This window comes from Haloferax sp. S1W (genome assembly GCF_044593955.1).
Lineage (GTDB): Archaea > Halobacteriota > Halobacteria > Halobacteriales > Haloferacaceae > Haloferax.
The window spans coordinates 2,498,003-2,514,671 of sequence record NZ_CP172595.1; the positions used below are offsets into that span (position 1 = coordinate 2,498,003).

13 protein-coding genes are annotated in these 16,669 nt (G+C 61.6%); 9 read left to right on the top strand and 4 right to left on the bottom strand.

Translation table 11 applies throughout. The features are described from left to right. Positions 1-67: 67 nt before the first annotated feature. Positions 68-838, top strand: a complete 771-nt coding sequence (locus ACH9L7_RS13165; RefSeq protein ID WP_396611153.1) for a S26 family signal peptidase — start codon at positions 68-70, stop codon at positions 836-838. Positions 839-994: 156 nt separating this feature from the next. Here the strand turns inward: ACH9L7_RS13165 and ACH9L7_RS13170 are convergent, their stop codons facing one another. Then, positions 995-2,587 carry a Cdc6/Cdc18 family protein gene (locus ACH9L7_RS13170; protein ID WP_396611154.1) on the bottom strand — a complete coding sequence of 531 codons (1,593 nt, stop codon included), beginning with the start codon at positions 2,585-2,587 and terminating at the stop codon, positions 995-997. A gap of 1,853 nt (positions 2,588-4,440) precedes the next feature. On the opposite strand from ACH9L7_RS13170, the gene ACH9L7_RS13175 reads away from it, so the two are divergent. The 5 genes from ACH9L7_RS13175 (at position 4,441) to ACH9L7_RS13195 (ending at position 10,119) form a co-directional block, all read left to right on the top strand. Then, entirely contained in the window at positions 4,441-5,082 is a 642-nt protein-coding gene (locus tag ACH9L7_RS13175; RefSeq protein ID WP_396611155.1) for an Era-like GTP-binding protein, read from the top strand. Between the two features lie 6 nt (positions 5,083-5,088). Beyond that, entirely contained in the window at positions 5,089-5,481 is a 393-nt protein-coding gene (locus tag ACH9L7_RS13180; RefSeq protein WP_396611156.1) for a DUF2073 domain-containing protein, read from the top strand. Positions 5,482-5,529: 48 nt separating this feature from the next. Next, positions 5,530-6,648, top strand: a complete 1,119-nt coding sequence (locus ACH9L7_RS13185; RefSeq protein ID WP_396611157.1) for a Zn-ribbon containing protein — start codon at positions 5,530-5,532, stop codon at positions 6,646-6,648. Between the two features lie 560 nt (positions 6,649-7,208). Next, a complete protein-coding gene (locus ACH9L7_RS13190; RefSeq protein ID WP_396611158.1) occupies positions 7,209-9,755 on the top strand; it encodes a DEAD/DEAH box helicase in 2,547 nt (848 codons plus the stop codon). A 142-nt stretch (positions 9,756-9,897) separates the two neighbouring features. Beyond that, a complete protein-coding gene (locus ACH9L7_RS13195) occupies positions 9,898-10,119 on the top strand; it encodes a hypothetical protein (protein WP_396611159.1) in 222 nt (73 codons plus the stop codon). A gap of 108 nt (positions 10,120-10,227) precedes the next feature. Here the strand turns inward: ACH9L7_RS13195 and ACH9L7_RS13200 are convergent, their stop codons facing one another. Both ACH9L7_RS13200 and ACH9L7_RS13205 read right to left on the bottom strand, forming a co-directional pair. Then, positions 10,228-10,617, bottom strand: a complete 390-nt coding sequence (locus tag ACH9L7_RS13200; RefSeq protein ID WP_396611160.1) for a universal stress protein — start codon at positions 10,615-10,617, stop codon at positions 10,228-10,230. 94 nt (positions 10,618-10,711) lie between these two features. Further along, positions 10,712-11,413, bottom strand: coding sequence for an Sjogren's syndrome/scleroderma autoantigen 1 family protein (locus tag ACH9L7_RS13205; RefSeq protein WP_396611161.1), 702 nt, complete (start codon positions 11,411-11,413; stop codon positions 10,712-10,714). Positions 11,414-11,606: 193 nt separating this feature from the next. Here ACH9L7_RS13205 and mdh point away from each other — a divergent pair, with 193 nt between their 5' ends. Beyond that, complete coding sequence (mdh, locus tag ACH9L7_RS13210; RefSeq protein WP_396611162.1) at positions 11,607-12,521, top strand: malate dehydrogenase; 915 nt, start codon at positions 11,607-11,609, stop codon at positions 12,519-12,521. A gap of 178 nt (positions 12,522-12,699) precedes the next feature. Here the strand turns inward: mdh and ACH9L7_RS13215 are convergent, their stop codons facing one another. Beyond that, positions 12,700-14,439 carry an excinuclease ABC subunit C gene (locus ACH9L7_RS13215; RefSeq protein ID WP_396611163.1) on the bottom strand — a complete coding sequence of 580 codons (1,740 nt, stop codon included), beginning with the start codon at positions 14,437-14,439 and terminating at the stop codon, positions 12,700-12,702. 228 nt (positions 14,440-14,667) lie between these two features. On the opposite strand from ACH9L7_RS13215, the gene ACH9L7_RS13220 reads away from it, so the two are divergent. Further along, complete coding sequence (locus tag ACH9L7_RS13220; protein WP_396611164.1) at positions 14,668-16,182, top strand: methyl-accepting chemotaxis protein; 1,515 nt, start codon at positions 14,668-14,670, stop codon at positions 16,180-16,182. A gap of 99 nt (positions 16,183-16,281) precedes the next feature. Beyond that, positions 16,282-16,560: a hypothetical protein gene (locus tag ACH9L7_RS13225; RefSeq protein ID WP_396611165.1), complete on the top strand. Its 279-nt coding sequence runs from the start codon at positions 16,282-16,284 to the stop codon at positions 16,558-16,560. Positions 16,561-16,669: the final 109 nt, after the last annotated feature.

Genomic DNA, 16,669 nt, shown 5'->3' on the forward strand with positions numbered 1-16,669 from the left:
GCGAAGCGGAGCAAAAAGGGTGCCGAAACCCAGAACGTTGAAATCCGGTCCGACTAAACGACGGGTGATGAGTGCTGACGATGGTCCCCCGTCCCCCCGCGAGTCCACACACGACTCCGACGAGGGGCTCTTGACTCGATTTTGGACGGCCGACGACGGGCCGCTTTTGTTCCTCCGTGAGGCCCTTTCGAGCGTCGCTGCCGTCCTCATCATCGGACTCCTCCTGTTCACAATCAGCGGGGTGTGGCCCCCGATGGTCGCCGTCGAGAGTGGGAGTATGGAACCTCACATGCAGAAAGGCGACCTCATTTTCATCACGGGACCCGACCGCTACGTCCCTGATTCGGCAGTCGACGGAACCGCTGTCGTCACCGCCGAAACGGGTTCTGAAGTCGGCTATCGGTCGTTCGGCGGAACTGGTAGTGTTATCGTCTACCACCGTCCAAGCTCCACCGGTCCGCCGATTATCCACCGCGCGATGTTCTGGGTCGAAGAGGGCGAAAACTGGTACGACAGAGCGAATCCGGAATACATGGTAGCCGACAACTGTCAGGAACTCGCACACTGCCCGGCCCCCTACGACGGGTTCATCACCAAAGGTGACAACAACCCCCGATACGACCAGGTCAGCGGCATCAGCGACCCGGTTCGACCGTCGTGGGTACAGGGCGTCGCCCGCATCCGTATCCCCTTCCTCGGCTGGGTTCGGCTGACCCTTGCGAACGCAATGGCGACTGCGACTCCTGTGACGCCGGTCTCTGTTTCGTCCCCTGTCGCGTCAGTTCCAGTTTCGTCAGCGTCGCTCGGACCCGCGGTTGCACCGGCGGTCGCTGCCTGAGAACCCCGCGGTCGCTCCTCGAAAACGCTGCTAAGAACAGACCTCGAAAACGCTGCTAAGAACAGACCTCGAAAACGCTGCTAAGAACAGACCTCGAAAACGCTGCTAAGAACAGACCTCGAAAACGCTGCTAAGAACAGAATCAGACTGCGCAGACTAGTTATCGAACCGCGCCTGCACGAACGGTTGTGCGCTCTCGATGTCGCCGAGACGAGAGTCCGTCAGCAAGACCGCTTCCGTCTCGTCGATTGGGACCGAGAGGCTGATTTCCTTCGTCCGGCCGTACCGACCCTTCGAGACGACGACAGCGTTGACGATGCCGAGCATGTCGAGTTCCGAGATGAGGTCGGTGACGCGGCGTTGGGTGAGGATATCGGCGTCGATTTCCTCGCAGAGGCGCTTGTAGATATTGAACACCTCACCGGTGTTGATGTTGCGGACGCCGTTCTTTTCGAGGAGGATGATGGCAAAGAGGACGATTTTCGACTGAGTCGGCAGCGTCCGGACGACTTCGACGACGCGGTCGAGTTCGATTTTGTCCTGTGCTTGCCGGACGTGTGCTTCCTCGACGGTGTCTGCCTGTCCCCGCTCGGCGAGTTCGCCAGCGGTTCGAAGTAAGTCGAGTGCCCGGCGAGCGTCACCGTGTTCCTGCGCGGCGAACGCAGCACACAGCGGGATGACATCGTCAGTCAGCGCCCCACTCTTGAATGCCACGTCGGCGCGATGCTGAAGGATATCTCGGAGTTGGTTGGCGTCGTACGGCGGGAAGACGATTTCCTCCTCGCCGAGACTCGACTTAACCCGCGGGTCGAGGAAATCAGTGAACTTCAGGTCGTTCGAGATACCCATGATGGAAATGCGAGAATTGGCGAGTTCGGAATTCATCCGCGAGAGATTGTAGAGCGTGTCGTCGCCGGATTTCTCGACGAGTTTGTCGATTTCGTCCAGCATGATGACGACGACTCGTTCTTTGTAGTCGACGGCGTCGAAGAAGGTCGTATAGACGCGGTCGGTCGGCCATCCTGTCATCGGGACCGTCTCCATCTCGTCGGCGTCCTCCGACAGTTCGTCCGCGCGTTCGTCTATCTCCGCGATGGAATTGTAGGGCGTCTCGGCGAGGGCGTTCGGGTCCTCGGTCGCCCGCGTTCGCATCTCGTCGAGGCGGTCGAGTTCGGCCTCGATTCGTTCGACGTTCTTCTCGATGAACTTGTTCGCGAGTTGCGCGAGGACGCGATACTGGGTGTCCGTCACCTCGCAGTTGATATACTCGACTTCGCAGGGGACGTCGTACTTCTGCGACGTGGATTCGAGTTCCTGACTCACGAACTTCGCACTCGCGGTCTTTCCGGTCCCGGTCTTCCCGTAGATGAGAATGTTCGACGGCGTCTCGCCGCGCAGCGCAGAGACGAGAATCGTCGCCATCTGGTTGATTTGGTCGGTCCGGTGAGGAAGTTCGTGTGGCGTGTACGACGGACGGAGAACCTCCTTGTTCTCGAAGATGGGTTCGCCAGCGAGCAAGTCGTCGAACAGCCCCTTCGACTCGTCGTCGTCGTTCAATACGACCTTGTCGAGACCAACGTCGGGGTCTTTGTGCTGGTCGAGGTCGGTCTCCTCCGGAACGTCGGTATCGGGGCCGATACTCGCCTGAATGTCGATATCCTCAGCAGAGAGCTCAGCCGACTCCGCGTCCCCGTCACTGGCCGCGCCATCGCGACGGTTGTCGCCTCGTGATGTGTCATCCTCGTCCATCGTGTATTACCCCTCTGTTTCGGGTGGAAGAATCGCCAACACCGGCGCGCACCACGACGTAGGCCGGAGAATTCCGGCACAGACGCCGATAGCCGAACGTGGCGATTCCAGATGATGCAAAGGAACCAAACGAACAGTTGCTACAAAAGTCTTACTTCTCTTACCCGTCACGGCTTAATACGCCGAAATTCGACAGACCGGCACGGCTTCAGTTCGAATCGCGGAAGCTGCAGAAGACGGTCACTACTGGAAGAATGTCCAATCCACCGACAGCGAACGACTCCACGAAGGACTCCAGCGGTTGTCCTGTTCTATTTTACTGCAAACACACCTGAATGAGCGTCGAGCGACCGTCAGTCGACCCGAAACCGGGGGTGGCGGGGTTCGAGTGGTGCAAAAGAAAATTACTAGACACAACTGTCGGCACGATTGCTGGACTCGATTGCCGGATACGACCACTAGACGCGACTATCGGGGACGACTGCCGGAAGCGACTGTTGGGCACGACTGCGGGATACGACCACCAGACGCAACTGCCGGATACGACTGTCAGACACGATTGCCGGATACGATACCACGGGTAGTTCCCAAGGTTGTTGTCGGCGGTCAGCCTAGGCTCGGTGTCGATACTCCTCCCGAACCGCCTCACTTCTGTCGTGTCCCGGGACACAATTTCCCGTAAGCGACCTGGGGAGAGGCCACCCGACACGAAAAATCGGGGGTGCGGACCCCTCCATTTCGAGTGGAAACTAGGAAATCAGTATTTTGCCGAGAGTAGTGTCGAGAGTAGTTCTACCGAAGATGTGAGCGTGGCGGAAGACGTGGAATTAAGTCTGTTTTTCCAGTTCGACGGGAAACCCCTGGGTTGTCGATGCCCCACACCCCTTTGTTTCGGGTGGAGACGAGAAACAGTGGGGAGGGGGTCTCGCGGGATATTGAAAGCGGGTGGATTTATATAGGATGTTGTTCTACCAAACCCGTAGTAGAGGAAAAGTAGTTATTATTGTTGCTTCTCCATCTAGAATTAACATCCGACCGCCGTCTAGCGGTCGACACCCCCACACCCCTTCGGACCGTTCCACCTGAAACGAAGGGGTGGGGGTGTTCACCCCCGATTGTTTCGTGTCCACAGCCCCCACACCACGAGTAGGCACCCCAAACTCACGCGAGACGCTTACCTGAGCACTTCCGAGTTCCTGCCTGACCGCTCTGGTCGTTCGAGTCGGGGTTGCGGTTATTCGAGCCAGATTCGGTGGTCATTCGAGTCGAAGTTATGGGGTTCGAGTCGGAAGCGTGGTTATTCGAGTCGAAATCGTAGGGTAGTGAGACGGACGTACGTCGTGAGACGTAAGTCGTAGAGATGGGTGTACCTGATACGTAAGCCGAGCTGAGAGTCCTGATACGTAAGCCGAGCCGAGAGTCCTGATACGTAAGCCGAGCTGAGAGTCGTCAACTGTGTGGATGTAACATTGAACACTTTCCGATACTCGATTGCTGTTTTTACATCGGTGTGTACATTCACTCTCGTCCAACTTTCGTGCTAATTGGTTGCACATCCATTCCCACGTACCCCTTCGCTTCGTGTGCGCTCGCACGTCCAAAGTAGAAATTATAATATCCCATTATCGACCGACGAAGCCTCGGTTTGACCCAAATATTCCCGTTGCTCTGTCGCGTCCATTAATCCCTTCGTCTCTCGCTCTGCGTGGTTCTCCTGACGTGACAGTACAGAATTCTTTCATAGTTCTTGTCTAAAACATGACTAGTGTCTGACGTAGTGCTTAAGTGAGTCCGGTTGGGTGATACCTCCATACGCCCTCCACGACGTGTTCGGGAGGTGCGGGAGGCCCAGGATGGGACTGCTCACAGATCTCAGAGACAGCATCTCACGAGTCGTCGACCGGCTCTTCTCCGAGAGCGAGCCAAAGAGAATCGGTATCTATGGCCCGCCTAACGCCGGGAAGACGACTCTCGCAAATCGTATCGCACGTGATTGGACCGGTGACGCAATCGGTCCCGAGAGCCACATCCCTCACGAGACCCGCCGCGCTCGACGGAAGGAAAACGTCGAGATCGAGCGAAACGGCAAGAAGGTCACTATCGACATCGTCGACACTCCGGGTGTCACGACGAAGGTCGATTACAAGGAGTTCCTCGACCACGACATGGAAAAAGAAGACGCCGTGCGTCGGTCTCGCGAGGCGACAGAGGGGGTCGCCGAGGCCATGCACTGGCTGCGCGAAGACGTCGACGGCGTCGTCTACGTTCTCGACAGTACGAAGGACCCGATTTCGCAGGTCAACACGATGCTTATCGGCATCATCGAGAGCCAGGACCTGCCGGTTCTCATCTTCGCGAACAAAATCGACCTCGAAGACTCGAACGTCGAGCGCATCGCGAACGCGTACCCGCAACACGAGACGGTCGAACTCTCGGCGCTCGAAGGCGAGAACATGGACGAAGTGTACGCCAAAATCGCGGAGTACTTCGCGTGATTCACCATGCCTGAAGCAACGACATCCGAAAACGGTTCTGGCGGGGTCCAGATAGACCTCTTCAGCGGAAGCCGGATGGAGAGCCTTACCAGCATGGAAAAGATACGGCTCATCCTCGACGGCGTCCGCGAAGGGAACATCGTCATCCTCGAAGAGGGACTCTCGCCGGACGAAGAGTCGAAGCTCATTGAGGTGACGATGGCCGAAATCAGCCCCGACGAGTTCAATGGCATCGAGATAGAGACGTATCCGCGCTCGCAGGCCGCAGACCAGAGCTTCCTCGACCGACTCATGGGTCGGCAATCGACGCAGAAGCTTACGGTCATCGGTCCAGCAAATCAGATTCAAACGCTCCACAAAGACGAGAACCTCATCAGCGCACTCGTCTCGCGGAAATAGGGAGCGAACGCGAGACACGCACCGCGCCACCCGGCGCTATCATCTACCATGCCACACCAATGCACGACGTGCGGTAAGGTGTTCCCCGACGGCTCCAAAGAGATGCTTTCGGGGTGCCCGAGCTGCGGCGGTAACAAGTTCCAGTTCCAACCCGCGAGTACGGCCAGCGATGCTGGCAGTGCCGACGGGAGTGACAACACTGGCTCTCCCGGCAGCGCCGGAACGCAGGACTTGACATCGTCTGCGGCCGACGCGGTTCGCCGCCGGGCGGCCCAGAACGACGCACGACCGAACACAGAGGACGAAGAGACGACAGTCCAAGACTGGGTTAGTTCGCAGACGCAATCGACGCGCGACTCGGCCCCCGAACCCGAGCGACAGCCTCCCCAGACGAGAACGAGTGACCGTGCGGACCCGCGGCGTCCGGCGACGGACGACAAACCGGAGCGCGGATGGGGCGAGTGGCCGTCGCAATCCGGAAACGAACCCGAACCGGCGTCCGCACGCGAGAACAGACCGGACGCCGTCTCGTCGACTGGCCCCGACCCGAACGACCGCTCGCCCGCCCGACGGACCGACCGGCCGAACCGCGGGATTCGCGCGCGAACCGACGACGAAGAAGACAACTCCCAGCGGAGCGCCCGGAGCGATGTCGTCTCCCCAGAAGAGCTTGCGGCGGTTGACGAATCTCGGCGAGAGAAAGTCGACCACCCGCAGCGCAAGCAACCCGAGGCAGAACGCTCGCAGCGGCCAGAGGTGGAACGCTCGCAGCGGCCAGAGGTGGAACGTTCACAGCGGCCAGAGGCGGAACGTTCACAGCGGCCAGAGGCGGAACGTTCACAGACTCAACCACCGGCGGCCGATACCCCCGCCGACGCCCCGGTCGATGGTCCAGACGACCCACCCATCGATGGACCGGCCGATACTCCGAGCGACACGGATGGAACAGTCATCGAGCCATCGACCGACGAGCGTCCGAACCTCGACCAACTGCGCGAAGAACTCAACGACCAGTTCGAGAGTATCAAGATTGTCAACCCCGGCCAGTACGAACTCAACCTCATGGAACTGTACGACCGGGACGAGTACATCATCTCGCTCCGCGAGGACGGCCGGTACGTCATCGAAGTCCCGGACTCGTGGGGTCCCGGCGAACGGGACGACTGACGACGAGGCGTCGCCGTGACCACCTACAAGACTCTCTTACGACCGCTGAACCCCTCCGTTTCGGGTAGAACTCGCTGACAGTCGTCGGTAGAACACGCTGACAGTCGGCACACGAAGCGTTTTCCTTCCATCACGGTTCGAATTTGGACCTCTGTGAGTCCCGAAACAGTGACACGATTCACGACTACGTGGTGCGATTTCGAGTCGAAAGACCGGCCGTTGACCCGCCTACACCGGCACAATCGTTATATACGATAATTGAGATTATATCCTCCTAGGGGAAGTGCTATGTCCGAATCGAACAACAACAAGGTCGCAGAGTGGGCGGCGCTCGTGGGTGCGTCGCTCCCGGACCCACGTGCAGACGAACACGACTTCGAACCTGCTGACGGCACGCGGTAGTCGCGTCTTTGACCCCGCTCGCAGTACGCGGTGCTCGCGTTTTCGAACTCGTTGACGGCACACGACACTCGCGCGCCGTCGGAACAACAGTCGACCATTCTCTTTACTTTCACCGTGCTCTGCGAACGCTTATCGGCGAGGGCGCGTAATCGCCACCGATGCCGTCCTCCGAGGATGTCGCGTACGTCGACCACCCGTTGCTCGTCCCGTCGTTTATCGAGCGACGGCTCTACCAGATTCGACTCGCGGGTGCCGCGCGCGACGACCACACGCTCGTCTGTCTTCCCACTGGTCTCGGAAAGACCACGGTCAGCCTCCTCGTCACCGCGCAGCGGTTACACGAGACTGGCGGGAAGTCGTTGTTCCTCGCGCCGACGAAACCACTCGTCCAGCAGCACGCGGACTTCTACCGCGAAGCGCTCGACATCCCCGACGAGGACATCGTCGTCTTCACTGGCGACGTTCGCCCCGACGACCGGGCGGAACTCTGGGAGGACGCACAAATCGTTATCGCGACGCCGCAGGTCGTCGAAAACGACCTCATCGGGAATCGCATCTCGTTGTGCAACGTGACACACCTCACCTTCGACGAATGTCACCGCGCGAGCGGCGACTATGCGTACGTCTACATCGCCGAGCGGTACCACGCGGACGCCGAAAACCCGCTTGTCACGGGGATGAGCGCGTCGCCCGGCGGCGACGAGGAGGCCATCCTCGAAGTCTGTGAGAACCTCGGTATCGTCCACGTCGAGGTGATGACCGAGGAGGACGCCGACGTTGCCGACTACACTCACGACACGGACGTCGAGTGGGAGCGCATTGACCTCCCGGACGAGATTCTCGAGATACGCGACGCGCTCAACGAGGTCATCACCGACCGGTTGGAGAAACTCAAGCAGTTGGGCGTCGCGCGCTCGACTAGACCCGACATCTCGCAGAAGGACCTCAACCGGATGCGCGCAGAACTCCAGCGACTCATGAACGCCGACAAGTCGGAGGGGTACAAGGGCATGTCCACGCACGCGGAGGTGATGAAACTCCGCCGGGCGGTCGAACTCGTCGAAACGCAGTCCGTCGAGTCGGTTCGCCGGTACTTCGAACGCCAGCGAAACGCCGCCCGCTCGTCGGGCGCGTCCAAGGCCAGCCAGCGCCTCGTCGCCGAACCGAAGGTGCGCGAGGCGATGCGGAAAGCCGAGTCGTTCGACGGACTCCATCCGAAGTTCAGGAAGACGCGCATCCTGCTCGCGGAGACACTCGGCATCCGCGACGGTGAGCGCGTCATCGTCTTCACCGAGTCGCGCGACACGGCCGAGGCACTCACCGAGTTCCTCTCGCAGAGCTTCTCAGTCCGTCGGTTCGTCGGACAGGGCGACCGCGAGGGGTCCGACGGGATGTCCCAGAAAGAACAGCAGGAAGCCCTCGACAAGTTCCGAAGCGGCGAGTTCGAAGTCCTCGTCTCGACGTCCGTCGCTGAGGAGGGACTGGACGTACCCGAAGTGGACCTCGTCCTCTTTTTCGAACCCGTCCCCACGGCAATTCGGTCTATCCAGCGGAAGGGCCGGACCGGGCGGCAGGCCGACGGGCGCGTCGTCGTCCTGCTGGCCGAGGACACACGCGACGAGGCGTACTTCTGGATTTCGCGTCGCCGAGAGAAGACGATGGAAAAGGAACTGCGCTCGCTCAAAGGCGCGGCCGCGGACATCGAGGCTGAACTCGACCACTCCCAGCGTGACCTCTCAGCGTTCGCCGGGAACGGTGGCGAGGCCGCCGAGCGTGATGGGAACGCTGCCGAACATTCAGGAACGTCCACCGGAAACGAAGGGGTCACTGATGCGAGTTCGACCGATGACGGCGGACCCGAGGCAGTCGCGGCCGCCGAGGCAACAGACGGCCAGTCCGGACTCACCGACTTCGGGCCGACCGACGAGGAGTTGGCGCGGGCTGAACCCGGCGAGGGTGACGAGAGCGACACTTCGAATGCGGCCGCCGAATCGGACGACAGCAGCGAGGACGAACGCGACGACACCGGAACCATCGCCAAGGCTGGCAGCGACGACGGCGTGGAAATCGTCGTCGACCAGCGCGAACTCGACTCCGACATCGCGCGGACGCTCTCGAAGCGCGACGACCTGACGACTCGACTGGAGACGCTTGCTGTCGGCGACTACGTCCTTTCGGACCGCGTGGCAGTCGAGCGAAAGAGCGTGGCTGACTTCCTCGACACGCTCACTGGTGGCGACCGCTCGCTGTTCGACCAGATTGCGGACCTCACGCGGCACTACGCTCGCCCGCTTCTCATCGTCGAGGGTCGCGGCCTCTACGAAGAGCGAAACATCCACCCCGGTGCGATTCGGGGCGCGCTCTCGTCTGTCGCCGTTGACTTCGGTGTGAGCGTCCTCTTCACCGAGAGCGAAGACGACACCGCGGAGATGCTCGCAACCATCGCAACGCGCGAGCAAACCGACAGAGAGCGCACCGTGAGCGTCCACGGCGGCAAGAGCGCGAAGACGCTCGACGAACAACAGGAGTACGTCGTCTCGGCAATCGCTGACATCGGACCCGTCACCGCCCGAAACCTGCTCGAAGCGCTGGGAAGCGTCGAAGCGGTGATGACGGCCAACGAGGACGACCTGAAAGAGGTGCCCGGCGTCGGTGCCGTGACTGCCGAACGAATCCGCGAAGTCGTCGGGTCGGAGTACCGCTAGGCACACTCGCGTTTCCGTTTGGTCCTCGATTCGCGTTTGCGTGTCCCAGAGAATAGCCGCCGTAGCCGGCTAGAATGAGACATTCACGATTATTGTAACGCAGAAAACATTATGTGGTCAGCGACGAAATTACTACTCGAACATGAGTTACTCTTCCCTGACCAACGACCGCCCGGCCGGGCAGCGCGCGTTCTACGGCGAACCCCAGCACGAAACCGTGCAGGTGGACGACCGCGACATCTTCTGCGCCGGAGAGCCACGGGAAGAAGAACGAAATCTGTACACCGGTTCCGAACACTACCGCCTGTCGGACCCGGATTTCGTGTCCTCAACCGTCGACGGACAGTCTGCTCGGGTTGCGTAGCCTCACACTGTTTCCGTAGCCTCACGATGTTTCCGTAGCTTCACCTCGTTCTTGCCGTCTACGCGGACCGCCTGAATCGCTTCGTGTGCTGCCGCGCCGACTCGCTTGTCAGGGAACGACCGTCATCGGAACGCCTTCGGACCGCAGGAGCGTTTCGGCCGCACTGCCGAAGATAGCACGTTCGACGGTCCCGACTTCGTGGTGACCCATCACGACGTGGTCGAAGCCGCGGTCCTCAACGAGTTGGAGAATCTCTTTTCCGACGCGGTCAGCCGTCCAGATATCGACCATGATGGTCGTGAGTTCGGATTCTGCGGGGTACCCTGCGTCTTTCAGTCTGCTCCGCGCATCGTCGAGAATCGCATCCGTCGCATCAGTTTCCTTGTTCGTGAAGTGGACGACGTGGAGCGTCGCACTCATCCCGTCGGCCATGCGGATGGCGAAGTCGAGGGCGCGTTTGCTCGCGTCGGTACCGTCGATGGGAACGAGAATCTCCATACCTATCAGTTAGTGTGCGAGTCCGTAAGTCCTCACGGTGGTTGCTGACTTCTGAGAGACGTGTTCCGGTGCAACAGCGGACGTAGCGTGGCGGTTAGCGGTCGAGTGCGTCGATGGCTGCTGCGGCCTCGCGTGCGGCCGACAGGTACTCAGCGGCGCGACGTGGGTCGCTCGTGGACTCCGCCTCGTTTGCGGCCCACGTGAGTGTTCGAACCAGTGACGCTCGCGCACTCGCGATGTCACCGGCCACGTCGTGAGATGCGGATTCAGGCTGCTTCTGCGGCGTGCGACGCGCACCTGACCCCGCCCCGACAGCACGCTCCGGTGTCGTATCGGCCGTCGAGTTTGCCCTGTCGTCTTGCACTGGAGCGGCTGCCGCCGAATCTGTATTTGCGTTCGTGGCGGCCGATTCGGACGTGGGTGCTTCTGCAGCGGCCGATTCAGCCGTGTTGGCAGCTGCAGCGGGTGCATCGACAGCCTCCGGCGTGTCTACGTCTGATTCTGTAGCTTCCGTTGCCGCCGTCTCGGCAGCGTCCGATGATTCTACCGTCGCATCTGTGTCGCCTTCGCCGCCTGCCGAAGCGCTGGCTTGCCCCTCGGTCTGACAGGTGGGGCAGAACTCCGAACCGTTGTACCGGAATATCGGGTCACCACACTGGTCGCAGTGCCGGTTCGTCATCGTCGCGCCCTTGAGCAGCAGCTCGCTCATCCGCTGTGTCGAGCGACGCTTCGCAGTGTCCTGCTCGTACTTCTCCCGAAGCCGCTGGCGTTCTGCCTCCTTGTCGAAGTCGCTCATGTCCAATCGGACGCCGCGTACGTCGAAAAACCCCACGGCGTTGGAGAGACCGGACGGTGCCACCACACTGGCACCGACCGACTGACCACTCGTCTATTTATATTCGACAATCGTCGAATATATAATCGACAGACGGCGCTTCGGTGTTCGTTCCGAAACGTTTACTCGGAATCCACGGCCTGGTTAATGTGGTATGACGAAAGTTAGCGTGATTGGCGCGGCCGGCACGGTCGGCGCTGCGGCTGGGTACAACCTCGCGCTTCGTGATGTCTGTGACGAACTGGTGTTCGTGGACATCCCGAAGATGGAGGACAAGACGGTCGGACAGGCAGCGGACACTAACCACGGCATTGCGTACGACTCCAACACGGTCGTGAAACAGGGTGGCTACGAGGACACCGCTGGCTCCGACGTGGTCGTCATCACGGCGGGGATTCCGCGACAGCCGGGCCAGACCCGTATCGACCTCGCGGGCGACAACGCTCCCATCATGGATGACATCGGCTCCTCTCTCGCGGAGTACAACGATGACTTCGTGTCCATCACGACATCCAACCCGGTCGACCTGCTCAACCGGCACCTCTACGAGACGGGCGACCGCGACCGGCACAAAGTCATCGGCTTCGGCGGTCGCCTCGACTCCGCGCGCTTCCGCTACGTGCTGAGCCAGCGCTTCGACGCGCCGGTCAAGAACGTCGAAGCGACCATCCTCGGCGAGCACGGCGACGCGCAGGTTCCCGTCTTCTCGAAGCTCCGCGTCAACGGGACGGACCCCGAGTTCGACGAGGACGAGAAAGACGAGATTCTCGGCGACCTCAAGGAGTCCGCCATGGACGTTATCGAGCGCAAGGGCGCGACCCAGTGGGGTCCGGCGACTGGCGTCGCCCACATGGTCGAGGCCGTCCTGCACGACACCGGCGAAGTGCTCCCCGGTTCGCTCGTTCTCGACGGCGAGTACGGCTACGAGGACACCGCCTTCGGCGTCCCCGTCAAACTCGGCTCGAACGGTATCGAAGAGGTCGTCGAATGGGACCTCGACGACTACGAGGCCGACCTCATGGACGACGCCGCCGAGAAGCTCCGCGACCAGTACAACAAAATCGCGTAACTCGGTCTATAGGCTCGCGTAACCCGGACTCTCCCCGGTCCAACACTGACTTTTTGGCCGCACTGGCCGACCCACCGCTTCACGCTGACACACCTGTCTCTCTGACGGTCTCACTCTCGGTTGCTCAACTCACCGCTTCAGCACTCAGTGCACTGCTTTAGCTTTCGGAGCGGCCCTCTCAGAGCCGCCGCCGCAGCTCTTCGGCAGTCTTCTCGCCGACGCCGGGAATATCCAGCAGGTCGTCTCTCGACGCCTCGCGGACTCCCTCGACGCTCCCGAATCTGGTGAGGAGCGCCCGCCGCGTCTTCGGCCCGATTCCGGGCACGTCGTCGAGAACGGTCTTCACCTCGTCGCGGAGAGTCTGGTGATACTGAACCGCGAAGCGGTGTGCCTCGTCGCGGACGCGCTGGAGGACGTGCAGGTGCGGCGCGTCGTCCGGCCAATCGAAGGTTCGCCCGGGCGTGATGACCAACTCGCGGTCCTTTGCGATACCGACCGCTGGCACATCCCATCCTGTCGTTTCGAGTGCATCGAGCGCGGCGTTCAATTGCCCCTTTCCGCCGTCGATGAGGAGTAAGTCGGGGTCGGGTCGGTCGTCGCGCCCCTCCAGCGCGCGGGTCGCCCGCCAGCGAATCAACTCGTGCATGTTCGCGTAGTCGTCGTTGCGCTCGGGAAGTCGCCGCCTGCGGTAATCGGCAGTTTCGGCACTTCCGTCCACGAAGCACACGTCGCTGCCGACGACGGCTTTCCCCTGCGCGTGGCTCACGTCGAAGCCCTCGATTCGGGAGACGCGGCGTACGTCGAGATTCAACTCACGGGCGAGCGTTGCGAGTCCGTCGTCACGGCCCGCCCGGCGACGAGCGTTCTTCAGCGCGAGTTCGACCAGTTTCGCCTCGCGGCCTGCGCCGGGAACCCGAACGCCGACGCCTTCGGATTCGAGCCAGTTCACCACATCTCGGTCGTCGGGATGTTCCGAGAGGACGACCGCGTCGGGCAGTTCGCGTTCGGCGTAGAACTGCGCGAGGAACGCCGAGAGGACGGCCGCAGTTCGGTCCTCGCCTTCGGGGGCGTCGAGGTGGTGTCGCGTCCGGTCGACCAACTGGCCGCGTTCGGAGTGGAGACGCGCGACAGTCGCCTTGTCACCGCGCAGGGAGACGCCGAGGATGTCGACGGCGCGCTCGTCAGACTGCGAGGTGACGGCCTCTTCGCCGCCGCCGTGGAACGACTCTACCACGTCGAGGCGGTCCCGGAGGTTTGCGGCGCGTTCGAACGCTTCGTCCTGTGCGGCGGTCTCCATCTCGCGTCGAAGTGGGTCGGCGAGGACGCCTGTCTCGCCCTGGAAGAACCGAATCGCCGACGCCACGTCCTCGCGGTAGGCGTCGTGAGAAATCTCTCCGGTACACGGGGCCGTACAGAGGCCCATCTCGTAGTCGAGACACGGCCGCGACCGGTTTTCGTACTTGTGGTCCGAACACCCACGGAGACCGTACGTCTCGCGGAGCGCCTTCACGACCGTCTCGACGCGTCCTTTATCGGTGAACGGGCCGAAGACGGTCGCCGAGTCTTCAGGGTCGCGCGTCACCTCGATTCGCGGGACGGGGTGGTCCGTCAACTGGACGAGCGGGTACGATTTGTCGTCTTTCAGACGGACGTTGTACCGCGGGTGGTGACGCTTGATGAGATTAGCTTCGAGGAGGAGCGCCTGCGTCTCGGTGTCTGTGACGGCGAAATCGATGGTCTCTGCCCGGTCGACCATCCGAGCGATTCGCTCCGAGCGCGGGTCGGCGTAGGACCTGACGCGCGAACGGATATCGACCGCTTTGCCGACGTACAGCACCGTCTCACCGGCGACGAACTGGTAGACGCCGGGGTCAGTCGGTAGCGCCTGCGCCCGCTTTCTGACCGCGCCTGCGTCCATCGTCGGGAGTTACCCCGCGAATGGCTTGAGGCTGACGCGTTGGCATCTCACCCTGCCGTTCGAGGTGTCTCTCTCGTCGCGAAAGCGAGGCCCACGTTTCCGCCCCGTCGTCGTCTCGTGGTTGATACTGGCTTCCGCTATTCAACAGACTCCATTGTTGTTCGTTTGTTATCACTAATGATAATTGTCGCGAAACTTACTCGTGTGGTGGTCAGGAACACAGTTACAATGCCAGTGGGAATCTTCAAACGTCTCCGCTCCTGGTTTGGTCGTCAGACGCCGTTGACAGATGGTGGAACGGCGGCTACGACGACAACGCCGGATTTGAACGTCGACGACGATGTCCTCCTCGACGGTGTTGGACTCCCCGCGTTCGTTCTCGACGAACAGGGTCGCGTCGCCGCGTGGAACTCCGGCGTCGAATCACTCACGGGAACGTCGGCCGACGCGGCGCTCGGTCGAACAGACCTCGGCGAACTGTTCTACGGCGACCCGGGCCGCTCCGTCCTCGCCGGGGCGGTTCTCGACCGACCCGAATCAGCGGACGAGACAGACGACATCGAACTCGCCGACTCGGCGCGGATGCTCTATGCGCACGAGGAAACGTTTACCGCCGCGAGCGGCGAGGACTGCCACGCGCGGCACACTGCGATGCCGCTCTACGAGGACGGTACCCTCGTGGGCGTCCTCCAGACCGTCCGGAATCGGACGAGCGAAGTCGAGCGCCACCGCGAGGTCGCCGCGCTCGTCGACGAAGTCGAGGCGACGCTGTCACAGTTGACGGCGGGGAACCTCGATGCCCGCGCGACCATCGAGCGCGAGGACCTCATCGACGAGCAACTCCTCGTCGTCGTCGATTCCGTCAACGAGACGGCTCGAAAGCTCTCGACGCTTGCAACGAACGTCGAAGCAGAGACGGACACGGCGACTGCCGCAGTCACTCGCGCCGCGTCGGCCGCGGACGCAATCGCCGAGAACGTCGAAGCCCAGCGAGAACTCCTCGACGAGGGCGCGACGCAGATGCAGCAGTTCAGCGCGACGATGGAGGAGGTGGCCGCCACGGCCGACGAAGTCGATAGCGCCGCCGCCGAAGCGCGCGAGGCGACCGCAGAGGGTCGCAAAGCGAACAGCGAAGCACGCGAGGCCACAGAGAGCGTCGTCACGATGGGTGACGAACTCGTCGACCGGGTGACCGAACTCGGCGAGCGAATGGACGACATCGAAGCCGTCGTCGAGGTCATTTCTGAGGTTGCAGAGCAAACGAACCTGCTCGCGCTCAACGCGAACATCGAAGCGGCCCGCGCTGGCGAGGACGGAGACGGGTTCGCCGTCGTCGCAGAGGAAGTCAAGTCGCTGGCCGACGAGACCCGACAGCACACAGAAGACATCACCGCGCAAATCGAGGGCATTCAGGAGCGCACCGACGAAGCGGTCCACGCGGCGGCCGAGTCCAACGACCGAATCGAACACGCCGACGAGAGCATCACCGAGATGCTGGAAGCCTTCGAGGAGATTGCCGATTCCATCGACACCGCCGCCGACGGCGTCGCCGAGGTGTCGCGGGCGACCGACGAACAGGCCGAAGCGGTCGAGGACTTGACGATGACCATCGAAGACGTTCACAACCGGACCGTCGAGACCGAAGACGCCGTCGAGCGTATCGTCACGGCGACCGAAGAGAGCACGCAGGCGCTGTCCTCGCTCGCCGTCGAAGTCGAGGAATTGACCGGCACGCAGTCCTGAGCGTGTCGGACGAGAGAACGCACTACAGACTGTCCCGAGTACGCTTCGGTGGTGGACTAATGCGGCAGTCGTAAGGGCTGTCCCTCCTAACGACGGGGCATGGCCGACACCGACGACAGCGTCCAGTTGTGGCTGGTGGAGCGTTCCTACGACGACCGGGACCTCATCGTTCTCATCTACGCGACGACCGACGGCGAGTACGAACTCCGGAAGGAACTCGCGGCCGCGGTCATGCACCAGCGACGGATGGTTACGACGGCCGCCATCCAAGCGCCGAAAGAGAACCTCGAACCCGTCACGGATGAGGCGCTTCGAGAGCGCTACGCCGCCGAGGCGAACAAGATGGCCGAATCGCACGCCCCGGACGACGAAGTCTGAGTCGGTAGATTCCGCGGCAACGTGTCAGATGTCTAAAAATCCTTTCTCAGCCCTCGAAACACCGTTTTCGATGGCATTTCGTTATCCGTGTTGATTCTCGCACCTAAAA

Excerpts from the sequence above, each read along its gene's own strand:
- ACH9L7_RS13165 (WP_396611153.1), top strand. The coding sequence starts at position 68 with ATGAGTGCTGACGATGGTCCCCCGTCCCCCCGCGAGTCCACACACGAC.
- ACH9L7_RS13170 (WP_396611154.1), bottom strand. The coding sequence starts at position 2,587 with ATGGACGAGGATGACACATCACGAGGCGACAACCGTCGCGATGGCGCG.
- ACH9L7_RS13175 (WP_396611155.1), top strand. The coding sequence starts at position 4,441 with ATGGGACTGCTCACAGATCTCAGAGACAGCATCTCACGAGTCGTCGAC.
- ACH9L7_RS13180 (WP_396611156.1), top strand. The coding sequence starts at position 5,089 with ATGCCTGAAGCAACGACATCCGAAAACGGTTCTGGCGGGGTCCAGATA.
- ACH9L7_RS13185 (WP_396611157.1), top strand. The coding sequence starts at position 5,530 with ATGCCACACCAATGCACGACGTGCGGTAAGGTGTTCCCCGACGGCTCC.
- ACH9L7_RS13190 (WP_396611158.1), top strand. The coding sequence starts at position 7,209 with ATGCCGTCCTCCGAGGATGTCGCGTACGTCGACCACCCGTTGCTCGTC.
- ACH9L7_RS13195 (WP_396611159.1), top strand. The coding sequence starts at position 9,898 with ATGAGTTACTCTTCCCTGACCAACGACCGCCCGGCCGGGCAGCGCGCG.
- ACH9L7_RS13200 (WP_396611160.1), bottom strand. The coding sequence starts at position 10,617 with ATGGAGATTCTCGTTCCCATCGACGGTACCGACGCGAGCAAACGCGCC.
- ACH9L7_RS13205 (WP_396611161.1), bottom strand. The coding sequence starts at position 11,413 with ATGAGCGACTTCGACAAGGAGGCAGAACGCCAGCGGCTTCGGGAGAAG.
- mdh (WP_396611162.1), top strand. The coding sequence starts at position 11,607 with ATGACGAAAGTTAGCGTGATTGGCGCGGCCGGCACGGTCGGCGCTGCG.
- ACH9L7_RS13215 (WP_396611163.1), bottom strand. The coding sequence starts at position 14,439 with ATGGACGCAGGCGCGGTCAGAAAGCGGGCGCAGGCGCTACCGACTGAC.
- ACH9L7_RS13220 (WP_396611164.1), top strand. The coding sequence starts at position 14,668 with ATGCCAGTGGGAATCTTCAAACGTCTCCGCTCCTGGTTTGGTCGTCAG.
- ACH9L7_RS13225 (WP_396611165.1), top strand. The coding sequence starts at position 16,282 with ATGGCCGACACCGACGACAGCGTCCAGTTGTGGCTGGTGGAGCGTTCC.